Source organism: Streptomyces sp. NBC_01197 (assembly GCF_036010505.1).
GTDB lineage: Bacteria > Actinomycetota > Actinomycetes > Streptomycetales > Streptomycetaceae > Streptomyces.
On the sequence record NZ_CP108569.1, the window covers coordinates 7,415,169 to 7,440,818 of the forward strand.

The 25,650-nt window shown below is 68.5% G+C and carries 19 protein-coding genes and 3 pseudogenes; 11 read left to right on the forward strand and 11 right to left on the reverse strand.

Annotation, left to right across the window (positions count from 1 at the left end):
* Positions 1-251 precede the first annotated feature (251 nt).
* The 4 genes from OG452_RS33925 to OG452_RS33940 all read right to left on the reverse strand — a co-directional run bounded on the left by OG452_RS33925 (position 252) and on the right by OG452_RS33940 (position 4,580).
* Entirely contained in the window at positions 252-875 is a 624-nt protein-coding gene (locus OG452_RS33925; protein ID WP_327299371.1) for a hypothetical protein, read from the reverse strand.
* A 319-nt stretch (positions 876-1,194) separates the two neighbouring features.
* On the reverse strand, positions 1,195-2,094 hold the full coding sequence (locus tag OG452_RS33930) for an amidohydrolase family protein (protein WP_327299372.1): 900 nt from the start codon (positions 2,092-2,094) through the stop codon (positions 1,195-1,197).
* A 630-nt stretch (positions 2,095-2,724) separates the two neighbouring features.
* The gene (locus OG452_RS33935; protein ID WP_327299373.1) at positions 2,725-3,501 is read right to left on the reverse strand and encodes a hypothetical protein; all 777 of its coding nucleotides are present in this window, start codon (positions 3,499-3,501) and stop codon (positions 2,725-2,727) included.
* A gap of 548 nt (positions 3,502-4,049) precedes the next feature.
* Complete coding sequence (locus OG452_RS33940; RefSeq protein WP_327299374.1) at positions 4,050-4,580, reverse strand: hemerythrin domain-containing protein; 531 nt, start codon at positions 4,578-4,580, stop codon at positions 4,050-4,052.
* Between the two features lie 408 nt (positions 4,581-4,988).
* On the opposite strand from OG452_RS33940, the gene OG452_RS33945 reads away from it, so the two are divergent.
* From OG452_RS33945 to OG452_RS33960, 4 genes and pseudogenes are all read left to right on the forward strand, one after another.
* Positions 4,989-5,126 (forward strand): hypothetical protein, encoded by a 138-nt coding sequence (locus OG452_RS33945; protein ID WP_327299375.1) that lies wholly within the window; start codon positions 4,989-4,991, stop codon positions 5,124-5,126.
* Positions 5,127-5,343: 217 nt separating this feature from the next.
* The gene (locus tag OG452_RS33950) at positions 5,344-6,198 is read left to right on the forward strand and encodes an SAM-dependent methyltransferase (protein ID WP_327299376.1); all 855 of its coding nucleotides are present in this window, start codon (positions 5,344-5,346) and stop codon (positions 6,196-6,198) included.
* A 212-nt stretch (positions 6,199-6,410) separates the two neighbouring features.
* Positions 6,411-6,851 carry a VOC family protein gene (locus OG452_RS33955; protein ID WP_327299377.1) on the forward strand — a complete coding sequence of 147 codons (441 nt, stop codon included), beginning with the start codon at positions 6,411-6,413 and terminating at the stop codon, positions 6,849-6,851.
* 437 nt (positions 6,852-7,288) lie between these two features.
* Positions 7,289-8,145, forward strand: a pseudogene (locus OG452_RS33960) (aldo/keto reductase).
* Here OG452_RS33960 and OG452_RS33965 read toward each other — a convergent pair.
* Both OG452_RS33965 and OG452_RS33970 read right to left on the reverse strand, forming a co-directional pair.
* A complete protein-coding gene (locus OG452_RS33965; RefSeq protein ID WP_327299378.1) occupies positions 8,117-8,680 on the reverse strand; it encodes a GNAT family N-acetyltransferase in 564 nt (187 codons plus the stop codon). The pseudogene OG452_RS33960 and the gene OG452_RS33965 sit on opposite strands and share 29 nt — an antisense overlap.
* A gap of 99 nt (positions 8,681-8,779) precedes the next feature.
* Positions 8,780-8,881: pseudogene (locus tag OG452_RS33970) on the reverse strand (IS21-like element helper ATPase IstB); the annotation flags it as partial.
* A gap of 537 nt (positions 8,882-9,418) precedes the next feature.
* On the opposite strand from OG452_RS33970, the gene OG452_RS33975 reads away from it, so the two are divergent.
* Positions 9,419-10,810 carry an MFS transporter gene (locus OG452_RS33975; RefSeq protein WP_327299379.1) on the forward strand — a complete coding sequence of 464 codons (1,392 nt, stop codon included), beginning with the start codon at positions 9,419-9,421 and terminating at the stop codon, positions 10,808-10,810.
* 283 nt (positions 10,811-11,093) lie between these two features.
* On the opposite strand, the gene OG452_RS33980 is transcribed toward OG452_RS33975, so the two are convergent.
* Positions 11,094-11,687, reverse strand: a complete 594-nt coding sequence (locus OG452_RS33980; RefSeq protein ID WP_327299380.1) for a TetR/AcrR family transcriptional regulator — start codon at positions 11,685-11,687, stop codon at positions 11,094-11,096.
* 125 nt (positions 11,688-11,812) lie between these two features.
* Between OG452_RS33980 and OG452_RS33985 the strand changes: the two genes are divergently transcribed.
* Both OG452_RS33985 and OG452_RS33990 read left to right on the forward strand, forming a co-directional pair.
* A complete protein-coding gene (locus OG452_RS33985; protein WP_327299381.1) occupies positions 11,813-12,922 on the forward strand; it encodes an FAD-dependent oxidoreductase in 1,110 nt (369 codons plus the stop codon).
* A 483-nt stretch (positions 12,923-13,405) separates the two neighbouring features.
* A pseudogene (locus tag OG452_RS33990) lies at positions 13,406-13,983 on the forward strand (bifunctional D-altronate/D-mannonate dehydratase); the annotation flags it as partial.
* A gap of 152 nt (positions 13,984-14,135) precedes the next feature.
* Here OG452_RS33990 and OG452_RS33995 read toward each other — a convergent pair.
* The 4 genes from OG452_RS33995 to OG452_RS34010 form a co-directional block, all read right to left on the reverse strand.
* A complete protein-coding gene (locus OG452_RS33995) occupies positions 14,136-17,189 on the reverse strand; it encodes an alpha-mannosidase (RefSeq protein WP_327299382.1) in 3,054 nt (1,017 codons plus the stop codon).
* A 107-nt stretch (positions 17,190-17,296) separates the two neighbouring features.
* Entirely contained in the window at positions 17,297-18,313 is a 1,017-nt protein-coding gene (locus OG452_RS34000) for a LacI family DNA-binding transcriptional regulator (protein ID WP_327299877.1), read from the reverse strand.
* 58 nt (positions 18,314-18,371) lie between these two features.
* Positions 18,372-19,298, reverse strand: coding sequence for an ROK family protein (locus OG452_RS34005; RefSeq protein ID WP_327299383.1), 927 nt, complete (start codon positions 19,296-19,298; stop codon positions 18,372-18,374).
* On the reverse strand, positions 19,295-21,007 hold the full coding sequence (locus OG452_RS34010) for a class I mannose-6-phosphate isomerase (protein ID WP_327299384.1): 1,713 nt from the start codon (positions 21,005-21,007) through the stop codon (positions 19,295-19,297). Before OG452_RS34010 ends, OG452_RS34005 begins: the two co-directional genes overlap by 4 nt.
* 277 nt (positions 21,008-21,284) lie before the next feature.
* Between OG452_RS34010 and OG452_RS34015 the strand changes: the two genes are divergently transcribed.
* The 4 genes from OG452_RS34015 to OG452_RS34030 all read left to right on the forward strand — a co-directional run bounded on the left by OG452_RS34015 (position 21,285) and on the right by OG452_RS34030 (position 25,641).
* Positions 21,285-22,601, forward strand: a complete 1,317-nt coding sequence (locus tag OG452_RS34015; protein ID WP_327299385.1) for an ABC transporter substrate-binding protein — start codon at positions 21,285-21,287, stop codon at positions 22,599-22,601.
* Complete coding sequence (locus OG452_RS34020) at positions 22,598-23,545, forward strand: carbohydrate ABC transporter permease (RefSeq protein ID WP_327299386.1); 948 nt, start codon at positions 22,598-22,600, stop codon at positions 23,543-23,545. Before OG452_RS34015 ends, OG452_RS34020 begins: the two co-directional genes overlap by 4 nt.
* A 2-nt stretch (positions 23,546-23,547) precedes the next feature.
* On the forward strand, positions 23,548-24,378 hold the full coding sequence (locus OG452_RS34025) for a carbohydrate ABC transporter permease (protein WP_327299387.1): 831 nt from the start codon (positions 23,548-23,550) through the stop codon (positions 24,376-24,378).
* 84 nt (positions 24,379-24,462) lie between these two features.
* Entirely contained in the window at positions 24,463-25,641 is a 1,179-nt protein-coding gene (locus tag OG452_RS34030; protein ID WP_327299388.1) for a glycoside hydrolase family 76 protein, read from the forward strand.
* The last annotated feature ends 9 nt before the right edge of the window (positions 25,642-25,650 follow it).

A 25,650-nucleotide genomic window follows, 5' to 3' on the forward strand; every position in this document is an offset into this window, starting at 1 on the left:
CCTCCCATCAGTAAAGTCGCGGAGTTCGGCCGGACGGGACAGGCCGACCCTGCGCACCGAGCACGGGGACGGCCGTCCGCCCGCAAAGGTCATGTGCGACATCCTTGCCCATGGACCGATGTCGGTCCGGGAGCCCGGGTGTCAGCGAACATGATCCGGTGATCGACGTTCTGCTCGCCCCAGCGGGCCTGGTCGGATCTCCAGCGACCCGACGGCGAGCGACCGTCCCACCCGCACTCTGAAACTACCGGTCAGGCCACGGTTTCCTTGCTGCCGTCCGCTGCCTCGGTGCTGGCGGGGACCGCCTGGTAGTAGACGGAGCGGCCCTGCTTGGAGCGCTCGATGACGCCACGCGCGACGCCCTGTTCCAGGGTGTTGCGTACGACGGTCACCTGCACACCACGCTGGGGGTTGGCCTCGGCCACACCGGCGGCGATTTCGGTGGACGACTTCGGCTCGCTCTGGCCGGCGAGGTAGGCACCGATCAGCTCGATCCAGGACGGCCCGCTCGCACGCTGCTCAGTGGCAGCCTTCTTGGCGCCGGTCTTCCCACGGGGCGAGGGCGCTGCCGCGGTCTTCGCGGAGCGTCCTGTCTTCGGGGTCTTCTTGGCTGCCGCTTCGCTCTTCGGGCTGCGAGCCGCGGGCACCTTGACGCCCTTCTTGCCGGACTTGGCGGCCGGCTTGGAGGAAGTACCCAGAACGCCCTGCATCTTCACGAGGACCTGACCGCTCTCCTCCAGCTGAACCAACTCGTCCCGCAGGCGCGTTAGTTCACCACGGACACGGTCCTGCTCACGCTGATTGGCAGCAAGGTCATCGGCGACCTTCTGCGCGTACTCAGCCTGCACGCCGGCCGCTGGGTTTGTCTTCGTCATGAATGCCTCTTCTTCGTTGGGTGTGAACGGGTGTGGTGTGGATGCTACTCACACCACCGAAGAAGGTTCTTCAGTGGTACTGGTCGAACGCAGGAGTGCCTGGCGCATTTCGCACCGCATTGACGCCGGCGGTTCGCCTCATCCAACTTGAGATAAGTGGCTGGCCACCGCGCTGAGGCGGATTACCACACGGGGAGCGGTCCGAGGAGAAGTCGATGCCGTGCCGGCGAGTGGTCAGCAACGCCTGGAGGCGACGATGTCCCCGAATCAGACTGCCTGTCGCAGTCGTAAGCCGAGCACGCTGACGCACAGATAGTTGTCAGAGGCCGAACAGACCGGCTCCATTGTGATGACATACGGCCCGGAGCCAGTCGGGCCCCAGGTCCAGCCGCTCCAGGGCCTGGAGTTGATGGAGGTACGGGTAAGGGATGTTGGGGAAGTCGGTCCCGAGCAGGATGCGGTCGCCGAGGTCGGCGAGGCGGGGCAATGCCTGGCGAGGGAAGGGCATGAAGTCTTCGGTGAAGTCGGTGAACGTCATCGTCGTGTCGAGGCGTATCTGGTCGTAACGCTCGGCGAGGTCGAGGAACTCCAGGTATTCGGGCATGCCCATGTGCGCGACGATCAGGCGCAGTCTCGGGTGTCGCGCGAGTACCCGGGCGACGGGGCCCGGGCCGGTGTGCTTGCCGGGCGCGGGCCCGGAGCCGCAGTGCATCACCACGGGAGTTCCGGCCTCGGCCAGCAGCCCCCATGCCGCCTGGAGCTGTTCGTCGGCCGGGTCGTACGCCCCCACCTGCACGTGGGCCTTGAAGACCCGGGCTCCGGCTTCGAGGGATTCGCGGACGTAGGTCGTGACGTCGGGTTCCGGGTAGAGGGTCGCGGTGTGCAGGCAACCGGGGGTGCGGCGGGCGAAGTCGGCCGCCCAGCTGTTCAGCCACCGGGCCATGCCGGGTTTGTGAGGGTAGAGCATGGAGGTGAAGGCCCTGACGCCGAACTCGCGCAGTAGGGCCGTGCGTTTCGCCTCCTCTTCCCGGTAGGTGATCGGCCACTTCAGGCTTCCGATCATGGGCCCGCTGGTGTCGAAGTAGTCCCATACCTTGTGCAGGACCCGTTCGGGCATGAAGTGGGTGTGGACGTCGATCAGCCCGGGCAGACCGAGCCCGGTCCAGAAGCCGCGGACCTCGCCGGCCTCGTCGCTCACGACTGTGCGGGGGGTACTCACCTGGTGCTTCGTTCTTCTCGGATGACCACTGTTTGCTCATGCTCGTTCATGCCTGCTCGCGATCTCAGGTGAGGTCCAGACCCCCGCCGGCGACGGCGCCGGACGAGGGAGACTGTGGCTGCCCACGCGGCACGGAGGAGCGTGCCACCCAGTTCCTGCCAGGGTAATCCCGCGTGCAGGGCCGGACAGATCCGGTCGATGAACCCTGGGGGCTGCGGCAGCGTCCATGCGCTCGACCAGCACGTTTCCCGAGTGCAGACTCTCCTGGCCCGCTGACACGCCAGATTTCCCGGCCACGCTGCCGTGTTAACACCCCGCAGGGAAACGCACTTGGGCACCAGATCAGGATCAGGCCACCGGGGCCCAGCGGCATGGATGGCGGAGGTGACGGCCCTAGCCTGCTCCGGATTCGCTCGCAAGGGGCACCTCGGACGACGGCCGCGAGCGCACCACCACAACGGCGATCTCACCCACCGGTTCTGAAACGCCTGAACTCCGGGCCACCACTTGTGGCTGAGCGTCCCAGTTGGCCACCGAGCGCTTCAGCCGGCCGCCCCGGAGCTCAGCCCGTCGAAGGCTTTCGTCCCTGGTTCACCGTGGTGGAACGTGCTGCTGGGTGTCGCAGTGCCGTCACATCCTGCCTGCGGCGCCCCGCCGCAGGCGGACGTACATCACTCCCGCCACGTATGCCACGACGGGTACGACCACGGCGGGCACGGCCGGCCAGGGGATCCCGGTCCACACCGTCAGGAGCCCAGCCCCGAAGCAGACGGAGACGATGGTGATGAGCATCCGCCTGCCGTACGGACCCCAGGTGAAGGGCTCGGGGGTGCGGGTCCTGACCAGACGCACCGCGCCGAAGACGAACGCCAGGGCGGCGAGGAGCCCGGCCATCAGGCCGAAGGCGGCGTTCATCTGAAGCTCGTTGCGGGGCGCCTCGGAGGTGTTTTGCCGGAGGCCGTCCTTGCTGAGCGCCACGATGGTGCGGCGCCAGATGGTGCCGGTCACCTGATCGCCCGGCTCCAGCTTCTCCAGGAGCGGCCCCGGGTCACCGAAGTCCACGATCCTTCGCCAGGAAGCTCCGCCCTTCAGGGTTGCCCGATAGGTGGAGTTCTTCCCACCGCTCTTGACCACCGTCTTCTCGACAACGTATCGCCAGGTACTCAGGCAGTCCTTCTCGGCCCGGACGTGCTCGGTCGCTTGAGCAGGGCATGGCTCAGCGGCCTGGTAGTCCCGGTAGCGCTCCCCGTCGGAGGGCAGCCATGCGGCGAATGCGAGGAAGCAAAGCACCGCCGAGATCAGGGACAGCAGGATCAACAAGACGCCCAGGAACCGGGTCCGACCGGGCGACAATCGGCCTGCGTCGCGCTTCTTCGGTGACTCGCCCTTGTTGTTCGCCGTACCCATCGCTCCGTCCGCGGTGCGGTTAACGATGTCCCACGGAGATCTGAGACGGCCGCCCCTGAGAAGGCGCCCTGGCGTCCGCCCTCGTCGGCTCCCAGCAGAGTCAGTCAGTGGCGCGCGGATGGTGGCGTGCTTGAGTTGCCAGGACCGCCACTCGCACCAACGACGGCTGCGGTCCAGCATCATCGGTTGAGCAGCCTCGGTGAGTAGCCCCCAGAAGGTGAGGGATACCGGATGGCACCCGTGGTCTCCATCTCCCCTTCCTGAAGCTCGATGTCCTTACGAACAGCAGCTGGACCCCGCCTCATCGAGATGATCCGCATCCGCAACCTCCGGGAGCGCAGCACCGAGGCCGGCACCAACCGCCATGAGCCGGACAGACCCTATAGGCCTGTCGCGGTGGCAAGGCAGTTCGCTTCACTCTGGTCGGCCGTGCGACTCCGCCGCACCTGGCGCAGAAGCGGGCAACCTGCATCTCGCGAGGTGCAACGGCACTGATCATTCCGAAGGTGCCGGTCCCACCGCCGCCCACGGTCCGGCCCGGTCCGGGATCAGAGCGGGCCCAGCGCTTCGCGGGTTGCGGCTTCCAGCTCAAGTGTTTCGAGCACGGTGAGCAGTTGCCGCTCCTCATAGCGGAAGTGGTTCTCCATAAGCGCGGCGATGCCTTCGAGGTGATGGTCAAGCTCCTCAGGCGGCGCGGCCCGGTCGACCGCGGCACGGAGGCCGCTGAGCAGGTGGGCGATCATCGAATGATCCTGCTCGAGCGAGCGCAGCACCGGGCGCAGTTCAGGGTGCGCAGCTGCGATGGCCGGGAACAAGGTGCGGTCTTCTCCCTGGTGGTGGCCGTCGAGAGCCGAGCAGAAGCCGTGGCAATACAGCAGCAGTTCACGGGTGGCCGCCTCGCCGGGGGTGCCGTCGATAAGGGAGGCGCGGGTCACGGACAGCGCTTCGCGTAGTCGGCGGTGCACCTGACGGAGTTCTTGGCTCCAGGCGACGAGCCTGGTCGTCTCGCGCTCAGTCACGCGAGAGGGGAAGGGGTGCGACAGTGCGTCATCGGTTTTCCTTCGGTCGGACGCCTCCATGCCTGACACGGTCTGCCACCGGCACGCGACGCTTCCCACACTACCGCGCCTGATGTTCCGCCGGTTCAGAAACAGGCAGCGTCCTGATCGTTTCAGAGAGAAGTTTGTTGTGGTGCTTGGCAGTTGGGCGTTATGTCGGAAACGATCAAGATCGGCTGTGACTGCCCGGCGCCATCGCTGTGCGCGTGGACGGATTGGACCCCTTCCCCGGTCGTCGTCCCTCAGACCGTCGCTCGCCGCACCGACTTCCTCGGCGAGGGCATCGACCACGCAGTCTTTCTGGCCTGCTGACCCGCGAGATTCGGCGGCCGAATGTCAGTACCCGGCGTGATCGAAACACACCTCGGGCGTCTAACTCGTCAAGTTGGGCGTCCTGGTGTTCGAGTTCGCGTGGGTAGCATCATGACCATGCCCGATGTGTGGATCGGCTTCACCTCTGCTGATCGGCAGAGGTATTGGTGGCGGGCCGGCATCGTGATGCTGGCGTTTGCCGGTGTGGCGGTGGCGGTGGGCCTGACCGCCCGTGCACCGGGCCGTTGGTGGTAGGCCGGGGGCTTCATCGTCTTCTCCGTGGCCGTCGTCTCCAGCACGGCGGGCGCGGTCCTGTGCGCGGCGACGTTCCTGCTGCCGCGGGCGACGGGATTGGAGTTCCGCACCTTCGTCAGCAGGCGCTCGATCCAGCAACCGTCGTGTCGTCCGCGCACCACCAGCCGCAGCTGTCACCAGCCGAAGTCGGCTGCTCGGTGCAGGTTAGGCTGCCTGTATGACTGAGGCACGGGGACGGGTGAAGCCGTCCGGTGTATGGGCGACGGCTGTGGGTGTGGCGCGGGTGAGGGCCATGGAGACGGCTCGGGAGGACCCGCTGTTCCGGGATCCGCTGGCGCTCGCGTTCGCTGCTGCCGGGGGACGCGGTCCGGGTTCGCCGCTGCCCGAGCGCGGCAACGAGGCCGAGCGGCGGCGCTGGCTCGGGGTTGCCTCCTCGATCATCATCAGAACGAAGTTCCTGGACGACCTGCTGGACCGGGCCACCGAGGCCGGCATCCGGCAGGTCGTTCTGCTCGGCGCCGGAATGGACAGCAGAGCCTTCCGGATGGGCTGGCCCGCGGCCACCAGGCTGTTCGAGGTCGACACCGCCGAGCCGCTGGGCTTCAAGGCCTCGGTGCTGCGCCAGGAGGGCGCTGTACCCGGCTGCGAGCGGATCACCGTCGCGGTGGACCTCCGCGAGGACTGGCCGGGCGCGCTGGCCGCCGCCGGGCACGACCCGGCGCTGCCGACGGTGTGGATCGCCGAGGGACTGCTGATCTACCTGCCCGAGGACGCGGTGAAACTGCTGTTCGACCGGGTTGGCCGACTGTCCGCGGCGGGCAGCCGGATGGGCCTGACCCTGGGTTCGCGCGGTGTGCTCGCACGCTTCGCCGACGAGGCCGCACCGGGCTCGGTGGCCTCCATGTGGGTCTGGGAGATGCCCGAGGACCCGGTGGGCTGGCTCTCCGGCCTCGGCTGGGACGCGGAGGCCTTCACCCTGCGCGAACGCGCTGCCGTCTACGGCCGCCCGTTCAGCACCCCGCCGCAGCGGGACGAGGGCCCGGGCGGGCTGATCTCGGCGGTACGCCGCTAGGAGTCGTCTTCAAATACCTGCCCGCATCAGGAGCGATGCGAGGTCAACGGCTGCTTGGTCGGACTCGGTGGTCTTTCGTAGCGGGTGGCGATGCCGCGCCATTGCTTCAAGCTCTCAAGCCCCGTCGGCTCGTCACCTCCCGGCCACCTGAACGAAGGGAGACGGCCTCGATCTGCGTCCGCTCCGTGGCCGCGTTCCTTATGCTCTGAACCGTGACTATTCAGCGGATGGACAACGTCGCCATTGTCGTCGATGACCTGGACGCAGCTGTCGCGTTCTTCACCGAGCTCGGCATGGAGCTGGAAGGAAAGGGGGAGATCGAAGGCCGGTGGGCTGACCGCACCGTCGGACTCGACGGCATCCGGAGCGAGATCGCGATGATGCGTACCCCGGACGGCCACAGCAAGCTGGAGCTGACCAAGTACCACGCCCCTGCGGTGAACCGCGCCGAGCCGGAGAACCCTCCGCCCAACACGCTGGGCCTGCACCGCGTCATGTTCGCCGTCGATGACATCGACGACACGATCGCCCGCCTACGCGCCCACGGCGCCGAACTCCTCGGCGAAGTCGCACAGTACGAGAGCATCTTCCGGCTCTGCTACCTCCGCGGCCCTGCGGGCGTCATCGTCGCCCTGGCCGAACAGATCGGCTGAGGCGGGCCTGCCGCCCGGGAGTGGGAGAGCCCCGCGTCGTCAGAGGTCGATGGACGCCCAGATGAGGCGTCCGTCAGGTCCGCTGTTCCTGCCGCACGACGAGAGCGGGCCGAGCGCCCCGAGATGGGACGTGGGGCTTCGGGGGCTTCTTCGGCGGGTACAGCACAAGGCCTGCAACTTCCTCCTGCCCGACGCTCTCTCGACAGGTCCAACGGTTGTACGGCGTCGGATAGTTCCCGATAGAAATGTGACGTTTCGCCCAGCCCCTTGAGCTGTCGCAGCACACCTGACGGCGCCATACTCCAGGACCTGACGAACCGGCGGACGGACGAAGGAGCACGGTGAGCGCAGCGGCGGCAGCAGGGACCTGGAAGCTGGGGGACCTGGAGGTGAATCGCATTGGCTACGGGGCGATGCGGCTGACGGGCAACGGCATGATGGGGAACTCCGACGGCGCGCCGATCGACCGCGATGCCGCCGTCGGGCTGCTGCACAGCGCGTTCGAGCAGGGGGTCAACCACATCGACACGGCCGCCTTCTACTTCTCGCCGCTGCGGTCCGCCAACGAGCTCATCAACCGCGCCCTCTCGTCCTGGTACGGGGACGTGGTCGTGGTGACCAAGGTCGCCCGGGGCGCGATCCCTCCGGCGAGTGGCTCCATACGATCCGCCCCGACCAGTTGCGTGGCCAGGTCGAGGAGAACTTGCGACAGCTTGGCCGTGACTACCTGGACGTGGTGAACCTGCGCGCCGGCGGCCCCCGCACGGCCTCGATCGCCGAGCACTTCGGCGCCCTCGCTGAGCTGCGCGAGGCCGGCCTGGTCCGGTACCTCGGGCTCTCCGGTGTCCGGCCTGAGCACGTGGCCGAGGCCCAGACGATCGCACCGGTGGTCTGCGTGCAGAACTCCTACGGCCTGGACTGGCGTCGTGCCGACGAGAGCGGGCTGGTGGACCTGTGCGGTGGGCAGGGCATCGCCTTCGTCCCATTCTTCGCGGTCTCTGGTCTGCGGCGTGAGGCAGCCGCAGACCAGGAGCATGACGTGCGCGTCCACTCCGTCGCCCGCGCCCACAATGCGACGCCGGCCCAGATACGGCTCGCCTGGACCCTTCACCGTGGTCCCCACGTGCTGGCCATTCCCGGCACCACGAACCCGGTACACCTGGCAGAGAACATCGCCGCCGGAAGCCTGCGCCTGACCGAGGAGGAGTTGGCCGTCCTCGACAAGCCTGGCGGCGTGGGTGCAGTGCGGCCGGTCGCACCGGTGGCTACTGCTGAGCCCACTGCTCCTTGGTGATCTCGTACCGTACGCCTCCATGCTCGGAGCCCTCGATCATCTCCATGTCGGGGGGAGTGGGGATGGTGTCCGCGAGCGTCATTTCGAGCTTCTCCATGATGTTGCGCGAACCGTGGTTCACGGACATCGTCTCCGCCCAGACAACGCGCACACCGAGCGCCGTGAACGCCTTGCCCAGCAAGGCCCGCGATCCCTCGGTGGCATAACCCTTGCCCCAAGCCGCCTGCCGGAGCCGGTAGCCGAGTTCGACTTCGTCCAGCGGGCCCTCCGGCTCGGGACGCAGGATGAACCAGCCGATGAACGCGCCGCTGTCCTTCTCGTGCGCGGCGAACAGTCCGAGGTCGCCGCCCCACCTCTCGTAGCCGGCGAGGATGTTCGGCAGGTACTGCTCGCGGACGACTTCCGACGCGGTCGGATTACCGCCGGTCAGGTAGCGCATCACCGCCGGGTCGCTGTCCAGCTCGATCAGCAGGTCCGCGTCATCGGCAGTGAAGCGGCGCAGGGCCAGGCGCTCGGTCTCCAGGTAGGTGTCCACGGGCCGATCATGCCTGAAGGCAGGTCGGGCAGCCCAACGGTTTTCCTCGGATACCACGGGTGAACCCCCTGCGGCACGACATCGAATCGCCGGGCTCAATCAGCGGACTACGGCGTGCCGTTCGGTTCGTGCGCGGGTAGCGGCAAGGCGGTAGGAGCCGGTGCCGTTTTTGATGATGGGGCCGTCGAAAGTGAGGCGGTCAAACGATGGCGGACGGCCATGGTGTCCTGTCGTACGACATCCTGCCGTGTGGCTTACTGGCCGCCACGGCACTCACGGAAGGTCCGCCCATGCGGGCAGAGTTGTCACTCTTGTTCGCTGTGGCGGGGTGAGGGGAGAGGTCCGTAGAGCCCGTGCATGGCAGACGAGAGCGAGCGGGCGGTTCAGGCGGGTGCTGGCGCAGCGGGCAAGGTGAGGCAGGCAGGAAAAGCGGGTGGCATGAAAGAACGGGGCAGTGGGCAGGTGCACGTTCACATGTTCGCCCGCACGGTCGGAAACGACCTGGTGTGCGACGGGCTGTGGAGCGGCTTGCAGTGTGCTGCGCCTTGATGCGGGCCTGCTCACGCGGTGGATTCGCAGCCGTGTCGGCAGTGGCGCCGGCAAAGTCGCGGAGCCTGGCAAGCGCGCCGCGACTCGTCATGGTGTCGTGACACCCGGTCACTTGCGGGTGCGGCGAGAGCCGCAGCTGACCCGCCGGTGACCTGCGGGAACAACCGAAGAGTACGAAAGGGCCCACCCGTGAGCACAGCTGCCGCGATACCGCCGACAACCGCAGGACCCAGCCATCACACCCGCCGCTTTCTGCGGCGGCTGACCGTCGCTACAGGTGGCGGAATGTTCGTCGACGGCTTCGTCTTCGCCTCGGTGGCTTCTGCCCTCGCCGGCAGCGCGATGGCTCGCGATATCGGCGTCACCTCGACGTGGAACTCACTGATCTCCTCTTCGACACTGATCGGCACGTTCTTCGGCGGCCTGCTGCTCGGCTATGTCACGGACAGGCTCGGCCGGCGCCCGATGTTCACGATCGATCTCTCGGTCTTCCTGGCGTCTGCCCTGCTGATGCTGGTCGTCACATCCCCCTGGATGGTTTTCGCGCTCGGTCTCGTCATGGGCCTCGCGGTGGGGGCGGACTACTCGATCGGCTCTCCGCTTCTCGCCGAGTTCGCACCGAGCGAGAAACGCGGCCACTATCTGGGGATCCTGGAGATCCTCTGGAACGTCGGCTACGTGGTCGCCTACCTCCTTGGCTACATCATCAACACCACCTGGCCGGGTGCCTGGCACATCACGCTGGCCGCCAGCGCTGTCCCCGCGGTGTTCTGTCTGCTGATCCGCCACGGCCTGCCCGAGTCACCGCGCTGGCTGATCTCCAAAGGCCGCAGGGACGAGGCCGTTGCCGTCATCGAGCGCGACCTCGGGACCACCCTGGACAGTGAGGACTTCGGTTCCGAAGAGATCGAACGGACGCGTTATCGGGAGTTGTTCTCGGGCGCGTACCTGCGTCGCACCGTGTTCGTGTGCACATTCTGGATCTGCATCGTGCTGCCGTACTTCGCGCTCACGTTCTTCCAGCCTGCCGTCCTGCGCGCCATCGGCCTGGGAGGCAGTGCGCTGGCCGGCGCGCTGATCGGGACGATCGTCGCCCTGACAGGTGCGGCCACCGGCTGGGGGCTCGTCGACCGGGTCGGCCGCCGCACGATCCTCGTCTGGCCGATGTTCGGCTGCGCGCTTGCCCTGTTCCTGGTGAGCCTGGGGCATGTGCTGCCGGTGTGGCTGGCCACCGTGTGCTTCTTCGGATACCTCTTCTCGTACGGGATCATGAGCATCCTTCCCGGTATCTATCCGGACGAGGTCTTCCCCACTTCGATCCGCACCTCCGGAGTCGGCCTGGCGTCGGCCGCCAGCCGTATCGGCGCGGCGATCGGCACATTCCTCCTTCCGGTCTCCCTGGACCACCTCGGCCTGAGCTGGTCCATGGTCTTCATGGCGGTGGTCTCTCTTGTCGGCGGCATCACGGCCCTGATGTGGGCACCGGAGACGAACGGCCTCCAACTCACCGCCACAGGACACCGTGAAGCGGACGCGGGCGGCTGGTGGTCGACCAAACCGGTACTGGCACAGGACAGTTGAGGCGCTGGGATTGCGCCACCCACAGCCCCTGGCCCTTGGTTGATGATCCGGTCTCACCGTCGGCACCCCGCGGGGCCGAGCCATCGACGCCCTGACAACTCACGGGCCGGGGGAGGCGCTGGCGGCCTCCTCGGGGGTCGGCGGGAGATCTGGCGGGACGAACCCGGTTCCACGCAGAACGAACCCGGTTATACGCAGGACCGGCCTGCCGTCGGCCGGTCATGCTGATACTCCCGAGAGCGTGAACCCTCAGCCGCGTACACCGGCGCTCCTCACGGGCCGCTCAGTTGCCCGGATGGGAGGCTGCCCAGCCGTGTTCGAGCAGCGCGAAAGCCTCATCGGCCGCTTGGCGCGGTTCGGCATGCTGCAGTATGAGACTGCGGGCCTCAAGGGCGAAACGGGCCAGGGCGGCGCAGCTGACGTCGTCGGCGGGTGCGCCTACCGCCTCGGCGATGGCCTTCGCCAGGGCCGCTTCATGGCGCGTCCACATGCGGTGGGCGTAGTCGCGCAGCGCGGGGGTCTCCTGCACCAGGCGCGTGAAGTCGGCGAACCGTGGGTCCGCGGCATGGACGGCGAACTCGGTCTGCTTCAGCAGGAGGTGCTCGCGCAGCGCCTGCGGGATCGACTGGCCCGGGGTGCGCTCGCGCACGGCGGCGATGAGTGCTGCTTCCAGGTCGTCGTCCTGATCGAAGACCAGGGCCTCCTTGCCGGAGAAGTGCTTGAACAAGGTGGTCACCGAGACGTCGGCGGAATCGGCGATGTCTTTGACGCCGACCTGGTCGTAGCCACGCTCAAGGAAGAGCTCAAGAGCAGCGTCGGCCAGGGACTGGCGGGTCTGGGCCTTCTTGCGCTCGCGGCGCCCGGTCGGTTCGGTCACTCACCCACCATACCGCGAACCGCATCCACTAAGAAAGTGTAGTCATTGCACTTATCTAGTGGATGTGCTTTCTTGGTGAAGTGGGCCTCCCGGCGGCCCACCCCCACCTCCCGAGGGACACTCCCATGAACTCTGCTCGTGATCCCCGCATCGCGATTGTCGGCGCCGGTCTCGGCGGCCTCACCTGCGCCCGAGTCCTGCAGCAACACGGCCGCTCCGTCACCGTCTTCGAACGTGAGGCGTCCGCCGACGCCCGTCCGCAGGGCGGCACCCTCGACATGCATGCCGAGACCGGCCAGGCCGCCCTGCGTTCGGCGGGGCTCCTCGACCGATTCCACGCCCTCGCCCGCCCGGAAGGAGATGAGTGGCGCGTGCTCGACTTCGCCACCGCCGCCCTCCAGGCGCAGCAGGGGCCTTCCGCGGCCGGTGGCCGCCCGGAGATCGACCGGGGTCAACTGCGCAACCTGCTCCTGGACTCGATCGCCGAGGGCACGGTGCGGTGGGACCGCGTCGTCATTGGGGCCACCCCACTGGTGGACGGCGCCTGCCGGCTGCTCTTCGGTGATGGCACCGCCGAGGACTTCGACCTGGTGGTCGGTGCCGACGGTGCCTGGTCACGCGTCCGCCCGGCCCTGTCGCACGCCGCACCCGGCTACACCGGTGTCACCTTCGTCGAGACCGGATTCGACCACTGCGACGCCCGCCACCCCGACCTCGCGCGACTGGTCGGCAACGGATCGATGCTGGTGAAGGGGGCCGGCAGGTCCTTGGTCGCCCAGCGCAACAGCAACGGCCACATCCGCGCCTACATCGCGCTCCGCGCGCCGCAGGACTGGCATGTGGCCGCCGGTATCGACCTCGGCGACCAGGAGGCCGTGCGGAGGAACCTGCTGAGGATGTTCGACGGCTGGGACGAGAGCCTGCGCTACATCCTGCGGAACAGCGACAACGGATTCATCAACCGCTCCCTGTTCGTCCTTCCCGCCCCACACACCTGGGAGCACGTTCCCGGCGTCACGCTGCTCGGCGACGCCGCGCACCTGATGCCGCCGGTTGGGCTGGGCGCCAACCTCGCCATGCTCGACGGCTCCGACCTCGCCCACGCCCTTGTTACCGAACCCGGCGTCGGCGCCGCGGTCCGCGCCTACGAGAGCATCATGCTGCCGCGCTCGATCGAGGCCGCGACGGCCAGCGCGCAGGGACTCGACCACCTGGTTCCAGCGACAGCCTCCTGAACCGACCGGTGCGAGGGCCTCCTCCACGGCCTCCAGCGGGATGCGCAGCGTGCGCCCGCTTTTCTCCCACTCCCGGTCTGATTCGGCCCGTCCCCGAAACGGGCGGTGGCATCGCGGCCGCGCAGGACCAGGGAGATCGGCGAGGGCGTAGTCGTCACGCTCCATGACATCTGCCCGCAGCAAACGGTTGCGCACCTGAAACGCTGTTCCCGCAAGCTCCTGTCTCAGATGTTTCTGTGACGGACCGTACGTGGCTGGGTGCCTGGGAGTGTTCCCCCGCCGTGGCCCCGCTCGGGGGGCCTGTCGTCAGGCTCGTAGTCCAGGGTGGACGCGGGGGCGGGCAGGCAGCGTCCCGCCGTGTGGCTCGGTGAAGAGTTCCGGGTGGTTCGATTGGATCTCCGGTGAGGAACGCGCCTATATCGAAGCGGGCGGCGCCTGCGTCGAGGAGGCGGCCGCCGAGAGCACGGCCACTACGCAGGTGCGCTGGCGCGACTTGTTCCGGTACCGGACGGTGTCACCGGCATCGGCGACGCGACCCTAACGGCCGTGAGCTGTCCGTCGCCTCCTACCTGGGCGGCCACGTCTGCCCGACCCTCATCGGCAAGGACCCGGCACGCATCGAGCACCTGTGGCAGTACCTGTACAAGGGTGCCTACTGGCGGCGCGGGCCGGTCACCATGACCGCCATCGCCGCCGTGGACGTCGCCCTTTGGGACATCAAGGGCAAGGTCGCGGGCCTGCCCGTGTACCAGCTGCTCGGTGGCGCGGCCCGCGACGGCGTCACCGTCTACGGCCATACGAGCGGCAACACGATCCCCGAACTCCTCGACGACGTAAGGCCCTTCATCGACAGGGGCTTCCGCGCGGTGCGCGCGCAGGCGGCGGTGCCGGGCCTGGAGCGGGTCTACGGCATGCGTAAGGGAGACGGCGCGACGTACGAGCCGGCCGACGGCGCCCTCCCCACCGAGGAGGTCTGGGACACCGGCGCCTACCTGGACTTCGTGCCGACGTACTTGGCCGCCGTCCGCGAGGAGTTCGGCTACGGCTTCCAGCTCCTGCACGTGATCGCGACCGGCGCCCGGGAGCGCAACAGCCTGGTCACGCACTTCCGGGAAGTAGCCCGCTCGCATCTCACCGGTGGCGCGGGCGCTTCCGGCTGAGCTCTCTCGGTTGCGTGGCCATCTGTCACCGGCCCGTCCGGCTTCCCCGCCGGTCAGCCCGCGGGGGTCAGACGGACCGTAAGGATCTGGAAGGGCCGCAGCGACAATGCCACCCCAGTACCCGCACAGGACAGTGTGGGTTCGTCGTGGAGAGGACGCTCCAGCAGGTCCGTGATCCTCGCCCCGGCGAGGGAGAAGCCTGCCGAGAGCGTGGTGCGCGCCCGCCCGCCGGCCGACTCGTAGAGACGGACGACCACATCGCCCGAGCGGTCGTCGGCGAGCTTGACCGCCTCGATCACGACACCCTCACCCTCGACCCGCACCAGCGGGTCGACGGCCGAGCGGCCGGGCACGGCACGCTCGGGCAGATTGAAGTGGTAGCCCTCACGGACCGCGTCCTGGACATCCGCGCCGAGTACGAGTGCGTACCGCAGGCGGTGCTCGCCCCGGTCGGAGTCCGGGTCGGGGAAGAGCGGAGCACGCAGCAGGGAGATCCGTGCCGTGGTGGTGGTACCGCCGTCGGGGCGTACGTCCCGAGAGACGTCGTGGCCGTAACTGGAGTCGTTGACGAGGGCCGCGCCCCAGCCGGGCTCCGTGAGGTGCAGATAGCGGTGGGCGCAGATCTCGAACCGTGCGCCGTCCCAGCTGGTGTTGGTGTGCGTGGGCCGCCGGACATGGCCGAAGGGGATCTCGGCGCTGGACTCCGCAGCCCGGACGTCGAGCGGGAAGGCCGCCTTGAGGATCTTCTCGCACTCCTGCCAGTCGATGATGGTGTCGATGTCGAGACGGCGGCTGCCCTCGACGAGGGAGAGCACCTGGGTGATGCGGGAGGCGTTGACGCTCCGTACGACCCGGATGCCGTCGGCTGTCGCGGTGACCTCGTCCGCCTCGGTCAGATCGCGGACGGTGTTGCGGTAGAACTCGTCGATGTCCCAGGCGTCCCACTGGTTGGGGAAGTCCTGGTGGAGCTGGAGCAGGTTGCCGACCGTCCCGGGAGCGAGCGCCTCACGGCCGGCCGTCAGATCGCGGGCGGAGGTGACCAGACCGCGGGCGTCGACGGCGATCCGTACGAGTCCGTTGTCCAGGACGAGATCACCATCCTGTCCGGCCTGTGGGGTGACGGGGCGGGCCGGACGCCGACGCGGTGCCCCACCGAGCGCGGGGACGCCGTCGCGGGCATGCGGTGCCGCGTTGAAGACGATCTCGCCCGCCCGCTCGTCCTCACCTCCCGCGAGGGCGCGCAGAGCCGTGTCGATGACGGCGCCGAGTTCCCTTGCGACCTCCGCGTACGTCTCCTCGGCCTCGCGGTGCACCCAGGCGATGGACGAGCCGGGCAGGATGTCGTGGAACTGATGGAGCAGCACCGTCTTCCACACCCGGTCCAGCAGTTCGTACGGGTAGGGCGCTCCGGTGCGCTGTGCGGCCGTCGCCGACCACAACTCGGCTTCACGCAGCAGGTGTTCGCTTCGCCGGTTGCCCTGCTTGGTGGCGAGCTGGCTGGTGAGCGTGCCGCGGTGCAGCTCAAGGTAGAGCTCGCCGACCCAGACGGGCGCGTCGGCGTACTCCTCCTCGGCCTTGGTGAAGAAATCGGACGGGCCCTCCATCTCCAGGCGGGCCGAGCCCTCCAGATTCTCCAGCCGTTGCGCACGGGCCAGCATCTCGCGGGTGGGCCCGCCCCCGCCGTCTCCGTATCCGAAGGGAATGAGAGACCGGTTGGCGGCGCCCTTGTCGCGGAAGTTCCGTTCGGTGTGACCGATGTCGGCGCCGGAGAGGTCGCCGTTGTAGGAGTCGACGGGCGGAAAGTGGCTGAAGATCCGGGTGCCGTCGATGCCCTCCCACCAGAAGGTGTGGTGCGGGAAGGCGTTGGTGGTGTTCCAGGAGATCTTCTGGGTGAGGAACCACTTGATGCCGGCGAGTTTCATCAGCTGGGGCAGGGCCGCGTTGTAGCCGAAGGTGTCCGGCAGCCACATGTCCTCGGTCTCGATCCCGAACTCATCGAGGTAGAACCGCTTCCCGTGGACGAACTGCCGGACCAGGGACTCCCCGCCGGAGAGATTGGTGTCGGGTTCGATCCACAGGCTCCCGGTCGGAAGGAACTGGCCGCTCTTCACCTTCTCCACCACGCGGGCGAACACCTCGGGCCGCTGCTCCTTGAGCCAGGCGAGTTGCTGTGCCTGGGACATCACGAAACGGAATTTCGGATGGTCGTCCATCAGCGCGGTGACGTTGGAAACAGTGCGTGCCGCCTTGCGGACGGTTTCCCGTACGGGCCACAGCCAGGCGGTGTCGATGTGCGCGTGGCCCACGGCGGAGATGCGGTGGGCCCCGGCGTTCGCGGGCGCAGCGAGCGCCGGGGCGAGGACGGCACGCGCGGCGGCAGCCGTACCACTGATGTCCTGGAGATCGACGGCGTCCAGGGCCCGGTCCACCGCGTGCACCAACTGCCAGCGCCTTGTGGAGTCCTCGGCCAGTTGGTGCATCAGACCCGAGAGGACGTCCAGGTCCTGTACGAGTTCCCAGACGGGGGCATCGAAGACGGCGAGGTCCATCCGGTTCAACCGGTACAGCGGCTCGCCTGGGGCCTCGCCGCCGCGCAGCCAGGGGGCGAGCCCCCCGGACCTGGTGGGGACGAAGGGGTCGCCCTCCGCGCCGGAGTCGAAGATCACCGGGTTTGCCGCTGCCTCAATGAAGTACGTGAACTCCTCCCCGCCGACGGCCTGTTCGGCTATCGCGAGCCAGGTGTTACGGGGGTTCAGAGCCTTCACCGGGGAGCCGTCCACGCGGTATACGAGGCCCTCGGCGGAGAAGCCGGGCTGGGTCGTGCCGAAGCCGAGGTCGAGGACAGCCTCGACCCGCTGCCCTGCCCACTCGGCGGGGACGGTACCGCTGATCCGGAACCAGCTGGTGGACCATGCAGGGCCCCACAGCGCGCCGGTGCGGACCTTCTCGTACGGAGCGTCGAGCCCCTCGGGCACGGGTACGGGTTCGCCGGTGACGTTCCATATCGCCACGTCGAGAGGGGCACGGCGGCCGTGAACGGCGGGCAGTAGCCGCTGGTTGAGCACACGGTCGAGTCGGCGTTCGGTGACGGTGCGGTCGTGATGCATGGGTGCTCCGTGAGGAATTCCGGGTGGCGGAGGGCAGGCCGGGGGAGTGGGCAGGCCGGGGGGAGAGGGCAGGCCGGTGCCGCGAAGAGAGCCGCCCAGGGCTCTGGTCAGTGCGTCCCGTAGCGGATGACGTGGGTGGGGACGACGGTCCTGCGCGCGGGGATCGGCTCCGCTGACGAACGGTTGATCCGGTCGATGAGCATCTGGCCGGCCCGGCGGCCGATCTCGTCCGCGTCGTACGACACGATCGTCAGGGGCAGTCCGAGGACATCCGCCAGGTCGAAGTCGTCGAAACCGGCCAGGGCCACCGAGGTGCCGAGGGCGCGCACGGCGCGGATGGCGCCCTGGGTGAGGCGGTTGTTGGTGCAGAAGAGCGCGGTCGGGGCGTCGGGTGCCTGCAGGAGCGAACGTGCGGCGCTCTCGGCGGTGGCCACGTCGGTCAGTCCGCGCCGCACATGGTTCTCATCCGGTTCGATTCCGGCCGCTTCATGGGCGGCCCAGTAGCCGCGGAACCGCTCGGCACCGGTGTAGAGCGCGGGTGGGTTGCCGAGGAAGCCGATCCTGCGGTGGCCGTCGGTGACGAGTTGACCGGTGGCCTGTTCGGCTCCTCCGAAGTCGTCGACCAGGACACAGTCCGCGTCCATGCCGGCCGGGGGGCGGGAGGCCAGGACGATGGGCATGCCCCGAAGGGCGGCGGGCGCCAGGTGGCGGTGACTGCTGCCCGCGGGCACGACGATCAGGCCGTCGACCTGACGGGACGCCAGGTCCTCCACAAGTCCCCTTTCCCGGTCGGCCTGTTCGGCCGTGTTGCTGAGAAGGACTCGCAGACCGTGCTCGGACGCCACCTCCTGCACACCGAGCGCCAGGCGCGAGTAGAACGGGTTGGCGAGGTTGGTGACGACCAGTCCGATCATCCCGCTGCCACCCAGACGAAGGCTGCGTGCCGTCTCATTGCGCCGGTAGCCCAGTGCCTCGACGGCGGCCAGGACCCGTTCCCGGGTGGTGCCGCTGACCCGGGCGTCGTCCTTGAGTACCCGGGAGACGGTCATGGCGCTCACCCCCGCGCGGGCAGCGACATCGCGCATCGTCGGCGCACCGGCGTCACCCGCTCGGTGCTGGGCCATGGGCTTGCCTCCTGCGCAGTCGTCGTCGTACGGCCGGTGGATCAAGGACGCCGTCATTCTAGGTCCGTACGGAAGCGGCACCGGCTGACCGGTGCAGGATCCAGTGGGCGGCGCCGATCAGTGGCGCGTCAACGGGACGAAGGGCGGTGGCGAGCGGTGGTGCCATCCCGGGGCTCCCCGCCTGGAGACCTGCCCGGAGGGCGGGTCCTACGAGGTCCCAGGAGCCGGTCATCGATCCGCCGACGACCATCAGACTCGCTCCGAACCGCTCGCACCACGGCGCCAATACCCGGCCCAGGGCGCCGAAGCAGTGCCCAATTGTCCGCTGTGCGTTCGGATCGCCGTCGCGAGCCAGTACGGCGATGTCGTGCACGTCCGGTGCACAGAGTTCATGCGCCCCTCCCGCGAGCTCCTTGTAGTACGTGCGGATCGCCCGGCGGGAGACGGCCTCCTCCAGGGGGAGCCCGTCGACCATGAGCCGGTGTGCCCTGCCATCGGGCGGGACATCGGGGCCCTCGCCGACCGGCTGTCCGGCGGCCAGGAACGAGGAGCCGACCCCGGTACCGAGCGTGATGCACACCGCCCTTGCGTGGCCTGCCGCCGCGCCTGCCCGGTACTCGCCCACAGCGAAGGCGTCGGCATCGTTGATGAAGCTGATGCCGCGTGGGCGAGCCGGGAGCCGACCCAGCAGTTCCGCGCGTACGTCGACACCGTGCAGCGACTCGAACTTGCCGATGCCCCGGAAGCGGCCGACTCCGGCGGCGTAGTCGAAGGGGCCGGGTATGGCCACACCCCAGTGGGCCCCTTCGCACACATCGACGCGGTTCGCGGCACCGGCGATCGCGTCGAGCAGTTCCCCGGCCGCCGCATCGGCTGCGACCGGCTGCCGCACGACCGTGCGGGGGAGTGGGAGCCCGGCGTCGGTGTCGATGACGGCCGCCGTCACGTGCGTACCCCCGATCTCCAGGACCGGAATGTGGCTCATACCTGTGTCACCAGCGACTTCACGACGTGCACCGGACGGTCGCCCACCGCCTGGAGCCGGTAGGCACCTACTGCGGCGGGCACCGTGAGGGTCTCCGCGAACGCCAGGTCGTGGCGGTGGCCGTCGGCGGTCTCCACCACGACGCCGTCACCGGCCGACACATTGAGGATGTGGAAGCGTCCCGCGGTGTCGTCCTCGGCGGCCTCCGGTCCCTCGATCACGAAGCGGTGCACGGCGTAGAACATCTCCGGCAGCGCGCCGATGACCTCCTCGCGCCAGCCCCGCCCCTTCCGCAGGGTGCGCGGCTGCTGCACCAGGTCCTTGATCACGTCGTCCCCGCGCCGCGCGGTGTCGAGATTGGCGAACCCGTGCTCGTGGGAGAGGGGCCTGGGAGCGCCTGACACCCCCTTGCGCAGCCAGTCGTAGAAGCGCAGCGAGTAGAGGTACGGAGTGGCGCTGACCTCAAGGACCAGATTGCCTTCACCTGAGGCGTGCGGGGTCCCGGCAGGGATCATGAAGAGCTGTCCGGCTTCCGCCGGGTGCTTCTGCACATGGTTCGCCACCTGCAGCGGAACACCGTCCGTGGCCGCCGCCTCGACCTCCTCGCGCATGACCTCCACATCAGTACTGTCCCGCAGTCCGAGGTAGACCTGCGCCCCGGGTTCGGTGGCCGTCACGTAGTACGTCTCGTGCTGGGTGTAGGGCCAGCCGAACGTCTCCCGCATGTACTGCTCCTGTGGGTGGAGATGCAGAGAGAGGTTGCCGCCGCCGACGGTGTCGAGGTAATCGAAGCGGATGGGGAACGACGTGCCGTAGCGGCGGTGGACCTCGGGGCCCAGGAACTCCCGGGGGTGGAGTTCGCACAGGAGCTGGAAGGGGAGCTCGACCTGGGCGGCCTCGTCCTGCCCGACCAGGACGCCGGCTTCGGGGGCGATGAGTTCGTAGCCGAGAGCGGTATTGCCGTTCTGCGGTACGAACCCGAGCTCGCGCACCCCCCACTGGCCGCCCCACGGTGTGGAGTTGAAGTAGGGCCTGGTGCGCACGGGCCCGGTGGCGAGCTCGGCGAGGGTGGCCCGTACCGCGGCGCCGTCCAGCGAGGCGGGGCCCTGCTCGCTCTGCACGTCGATCCAGCGGTCGATCCGGTGGGCGAGGCTGTCGCGGTGACGGTCGCAGACCGGCCAGTCGGTGTAGAAGAGGCTTCGCAGCTCGCCGGGCACGTCCGGGCGGCCGAGATTGGCGGCGATGGGCAACTTGCCGCGGGTGACGGCCCGTTCGGCGTACCGCTTGGGCAGATCGGCCCACCACAGCAGGTCGGGCCGGCACAGGGCCGCGCCGGGGCCGAAGACGAGCAGGACGCCGTTGTGCGGACGTTCCTGGTCGGGGGGCGTCTCGAAGAGGTCGCTCATGGAGAACTCGGCGAGCGGCAGAAAGAAGGGGTCGGCGTCCGGGCCGGGCACGCAGAGCCGCTCGACGGCCTCCGCCGACCAGAGCCGGCGGATGTCGAGCAGGGCAACCTCTGTGCCCCGGGACCGCAGGGCGGCGGCGAGGCCGTCGGAGGCCGCCGGCCAGTCCAGGCCGGCGGGTCCGTCGAGTGCGAGCACGGTGGGGGTGGTGGGCACGTCCGCGACCGCTGCGGCCCAGCCGGTGACGACGGTGCCACCGGTGGGGGAGTATCGCGGGTCGCGTTCGTAAGGGCGGGGCTGGTGCACAGGTGCTCCTGAAAGACGTAGTCCGGCAACCGGCTGAATGGTATCGATAACATTCGACGTGGACAAGATGGGTGGTCCCGCCGTACGGGCTTTCTGCTGACAGGCACGCACCCTGACGTGAATTCCAAGGGCGCCTCTTGTTTCAGGCTCATGGTGTCGTTAACATCCAGGCAACCCGGAGCACAGAACACGAGTGGTGCGCTCCGGTGCGATCTCCCACACCGCACCCCAGAACCAGGGATCCCCCGCCGGGATCCAGAGGGAAGGGCAGGAGCCCATGAGATCAACCGGCGAGGCGACGCAGCCGTCGGCTCACCCGTTCCGACGCCGAACCGTGCTGGCCGGTCTGGGGGCCGGCGCCGCGGCCGCACTGGCGAGCGGCTGCGCACGGGGCGACAGCACGGCAGCGATGCCGGGCACCACGTCCCTGGCCAACGACAACGCCACCTGGGACCAGGGGTACGTCACAGCCGGCCGCGAGCTGAAGAAGCTCACCGGCTACGCACTGCGCCCCTTGTCCAACCCGAACCCCACCGCCTACACGCAGGTCACCCAGATCTCTCTGCAGACGACCAAGGCGACGGACCTGATCAAGTGGCAGTCGGGCTACAACCTGAAGCAGCTCGCCCGCACGGGCAGCCTCAGCGACCTGACACAGATGTGGGAGGCGTACGAGCGAAAAGGCTGGGTGACGAAGACCCTCCGTGACGCGATGTCCTACCGCGGCGCCGTGTACGGGATCCCGCTGTACCAGTCGTACTACGTGCTGTTCTACAACACCGAGGTCTTCGACAAGCACGGACTCCGGGCCCCGGACACCTGGGAGGAGCTGCTGCACAACGCCGAAGTCCTCAAGAAGTCAGGCGTCACGCCGTTCGTCGCCACGCAGAACGGCAACTGGCCCGCGTACGAGTGGTTCGAGGAACTCCTCAGCAAGGTCGATCCGCAGTACTACGCCGATCTGATCGCGGGCCGGGCCAACTACACCGATCCGCAGGCGAAGAAGGCTCTGCAGATCTGGCAGGACTTCATGAAGAAGGGCTGGATGACGCCGGCCGACTTCGACCAGAACAACGGTCCCGCCGCGCTGAAGACCGGCAAGGTCGGCATGTTCCTGCACGGCTCGTGGCAGTCCCAGGGTCTGGCCGCCGCCGGAATGAAGCCCGGCGAAGGCTTCGACGCCTTCGTCCTGCCCCCGGTGGACGCCTCGACCAAGAGGTCCGTCGTCACCGAAGCCGGCGTCCTCGCCGTACCGGAGAAGGCCGTGTCGCACGACGCCGCCATGGCCAACGCCGCGCACTGGCTGGACCCTTCGGTCCAGCGAGTATGGACCGGCTTCCTCCAGGACGGCTCGGCCAACCCGAAGGCGGTCACCGGCAACCCGGTACTCGCCCGCATCAGGGAAAAGGCCCGGCGCGAGCACTGGACCGAGCTTCCCCGGTACGGGCAGTCCGGGCCGCCCAACCTCATTCAGGGAAACACCGACGACCTGGGAGCCTTCATGACACAGGCCATGTCCCCGGAGGCCCTGCTGCGCAGCATGGCGAGCCGGGCGTCCAAGGAGTGGGCCGCCTGGAACAAGGACGAGTCATGACATCGGCACTCGACCGGCGGCCCACGGCGCCCGGTTCCCCCGCCGTCGGCCCGTTGCCCCCCGCGCCGACCCGCAGGCATCCCCGCAGACTCAGGGACCGGCTCGTGGGTGCGGGGTTCCTGGCGCCCGCCGTTCTGCTCGTCTCCGCACTGCTGCTGGCCCCGTTCGCGGCGACCCTCTACCGGGGGTTCTTCAGTGACGGCCGCGTCTCGGGCTTCACCTGGTTCACCAACTACGGGCTGTTCTTCACCGACCCGGTGCTCGCCAAGTCGATCGAGAACACCCTGATGTGGGTGGTCGGCACGGTCGCCCTTCCGCTGGTCCTCGGCCTGGGGATCGCGGTCATGACCGACGGCGCCCGGTGGTCGCGGTTGGCACGGCTGCTGGTCGTCCTTCCCTACGCGATCTCCGGCTCCGCCGTTGCGGTCGTCTGGAACTTCATCCTCACGACTGACGGCGCCGCCAACCAGGCGCTCAAGGCGCTCGGTCTGGGCTCCTTCGCCCAGGGCTGGCTGCTCGAATGGCCGGGCAACACCCTGGTGATGATCGTCGCCAACACCTGGCAGTCGACCGGTGTGGCCGTGATCCTCTTTCTGGTCGGCCTGCAGACCATCCCGCCGGAGACCCTGGAGGCGGCGTCTCTGGACGGCGCCACCGGCTGGAGCAAATTCTGGTACGTCATCCTGCCCCAGCTGAGGACGGTCTCCGTGATCGTCGTCGGCAGCAGCCTCGTCAACGGTCTGAAGTCCTTCGACCTGATCTGGGTACTCACCCAGGGCGGTCCCGGCCGCAACTCCGAGACGCTCGCGGTCTCGATGTACCAGGAGACGTTCCTTGCGCTGCGTCCCGGCGCCGGCGCGGCCGTCGCGGTCGTCCTCACCGTCATCGTGCTGCTGGCCTCCTGGCTCTATCTGCGGCGCCAGCTGACCCCGAAAGGCGCCTGACCATGTCCAACCGCCGAATCTCCGCGGGCGCCGCCCTCCGTAAGACGGCCCTGGTGGTCATCTCCCTGCTCTGGGCCGTGCCGACCTGGCTGCTCCTGGTCAACGCGCTCGTGCCGGCCGCCCAGTACGGCGGCAGCCCCCACTGGTGGCCGCACGGCGGCTTCGGGCTCTTCGACAACATGTCCCAGGCGTGGGCCCGGGCCAGGCTGGGGCCCGCCATGGGCAACAGCCTGCTGTACGCGGTGACCAGTGCGGCCGCGGCGATCCTCGTGGCCACCACCGCCGCCTTCGCGACGGTCATCATGCCGGTGAAACGCAGGACCCTGTGGTTCTGGCTGATCTACTCGGGCACGCTGCTGCCGCTCCAGGTCTTCCTGCGGCCGCTCTTCCTGGCCTATGCGAACACCGGTCTCTACGACGCCCAGGCGGGGCTGTTCCTGGTGTACGTCGCGGTGGCGATCCCCTTCGCGTACTTCATCATGCGCAACTTCGCCCGGACCCTGCCCGGTGAGGTGATCGAGGCGGCACGGCTGGACGGCGCGTCCTGGTGGCGGATCTTCTGGCAGATCCACGTACCGCTGTCGAAGTCGGCGATGGTCGCCGCCTTCGTGTTCCAGTTCGTGGCCGTCTGGAACGACCTCCTCTTCGGCATCACCCTCTCCACCAGCCGGAACATCCGTCCCGTGATGGCCGCACTCGCCGAACTCCAGGGCAACTACTCCAACGTCGGCCCTCCGGTCGTCCTCGGCGGCGCCCTTCTCGTCTCGCTGCCGACCGTCGTCCTGTTCTTCTCCGCCCAGCGCTTCTTCGTCAGCAGCCTCAAGCTCAGCTGACCCCGACGCCGAGACGCATCACCAACAGGGCTCTTTCTCGCGAGCCCCCACGCCATGAGCCGATCCCCCGAAAGGCACACCCCGGTGAAGATCTCTGCCCGCGCCGCTCTCACCCTCACCGCCGTCCCACTGCTCGCCGCCGCTCTGTGCACCGCGCCGGCCTTCGCCGCCGCAGGGCCGGCCGCGACCCCGTGGACCGGCCGCGCCGAAGACACCTACGACGCACTCCAGAAGAACCTCTACCAGGGGACGGACAACCACGGGCTCTACCAGGAGAGGACCCCGCGGCAGAGCACCGACAACGCCCACTCCTACCTCTGGCCCCTGCGTGAGGCCACGGCGGCCGCCGTCGACATGGCCGGCCTCCCCAAGTCCGGAACCTCCTACACGGCGGACGCAGCCGAACGCTTCCGCACCCTTGAGCTCTACTTCGACCCCCGCGACGGACGGCCCGGTTACGACTCCTACCTCCCCGCGCCCCTCGGCCAGGGCGGGGACGTCTTCTACGACGACAACTCGGTGGTCGGACTCTCCCTCCTCGACCAGTACCGCGCCACCGGGGAGGCCACCTACCTCGGCCGGGCCGCGCAGACCTTCGACATCGTCAGCCGCGGCTGGGACGACGACCCGGCCAAGTCCTGTCCCGGAGGCATGGACTGGGTCGACTCCACCAGCAACACCATGCGCGCCGCCAACGTCACGGGGCTCGCCGCCGAACTGGCCGCGCGGCTCTACCAGATGACATCCGATGACCGGTATCTGGCGAGCGCGAAGAAGTGGTACGAGTGGAACTGGTCCTGTCTGCGCCAGTCTCCGGGGCTCTACCAGAACAGCCGTGGCGACGACGGGACCGTCAACACCACGCTCTGGACGTACAACTCCGGGGCCATGGTCGGTACTGCCACCACGCTCTACCGAGCCACCGGCGACCGCTCCTACCTGAAGCGCGCCGTCCAGGACGCCGACGCCTCGCTCGCGTACTGGAAGCAGGGGGACCGGCTGCACGACCAGCCGGCGATCTTCAACGCCATCTACTTCGACAACCTGCGGATCCTGAACGGCGTACGGCCCGACCCCGCCTACCGCCAGGCGGAGAGCGCCTACGCGGAGCAGACCTGGAAGGAGAACCGGGACCCCTCGACCGGGCTCTTCCGGTTCCAGCCATCGGGCGGCGGCGACTACGACCCCACCGCACCCGCCGAAACCCTGGAACAGTCCGCCATGGTCCAGATCTTCGCCGGCCTCGCCACCCAGCACTCCTGACCCTCACCA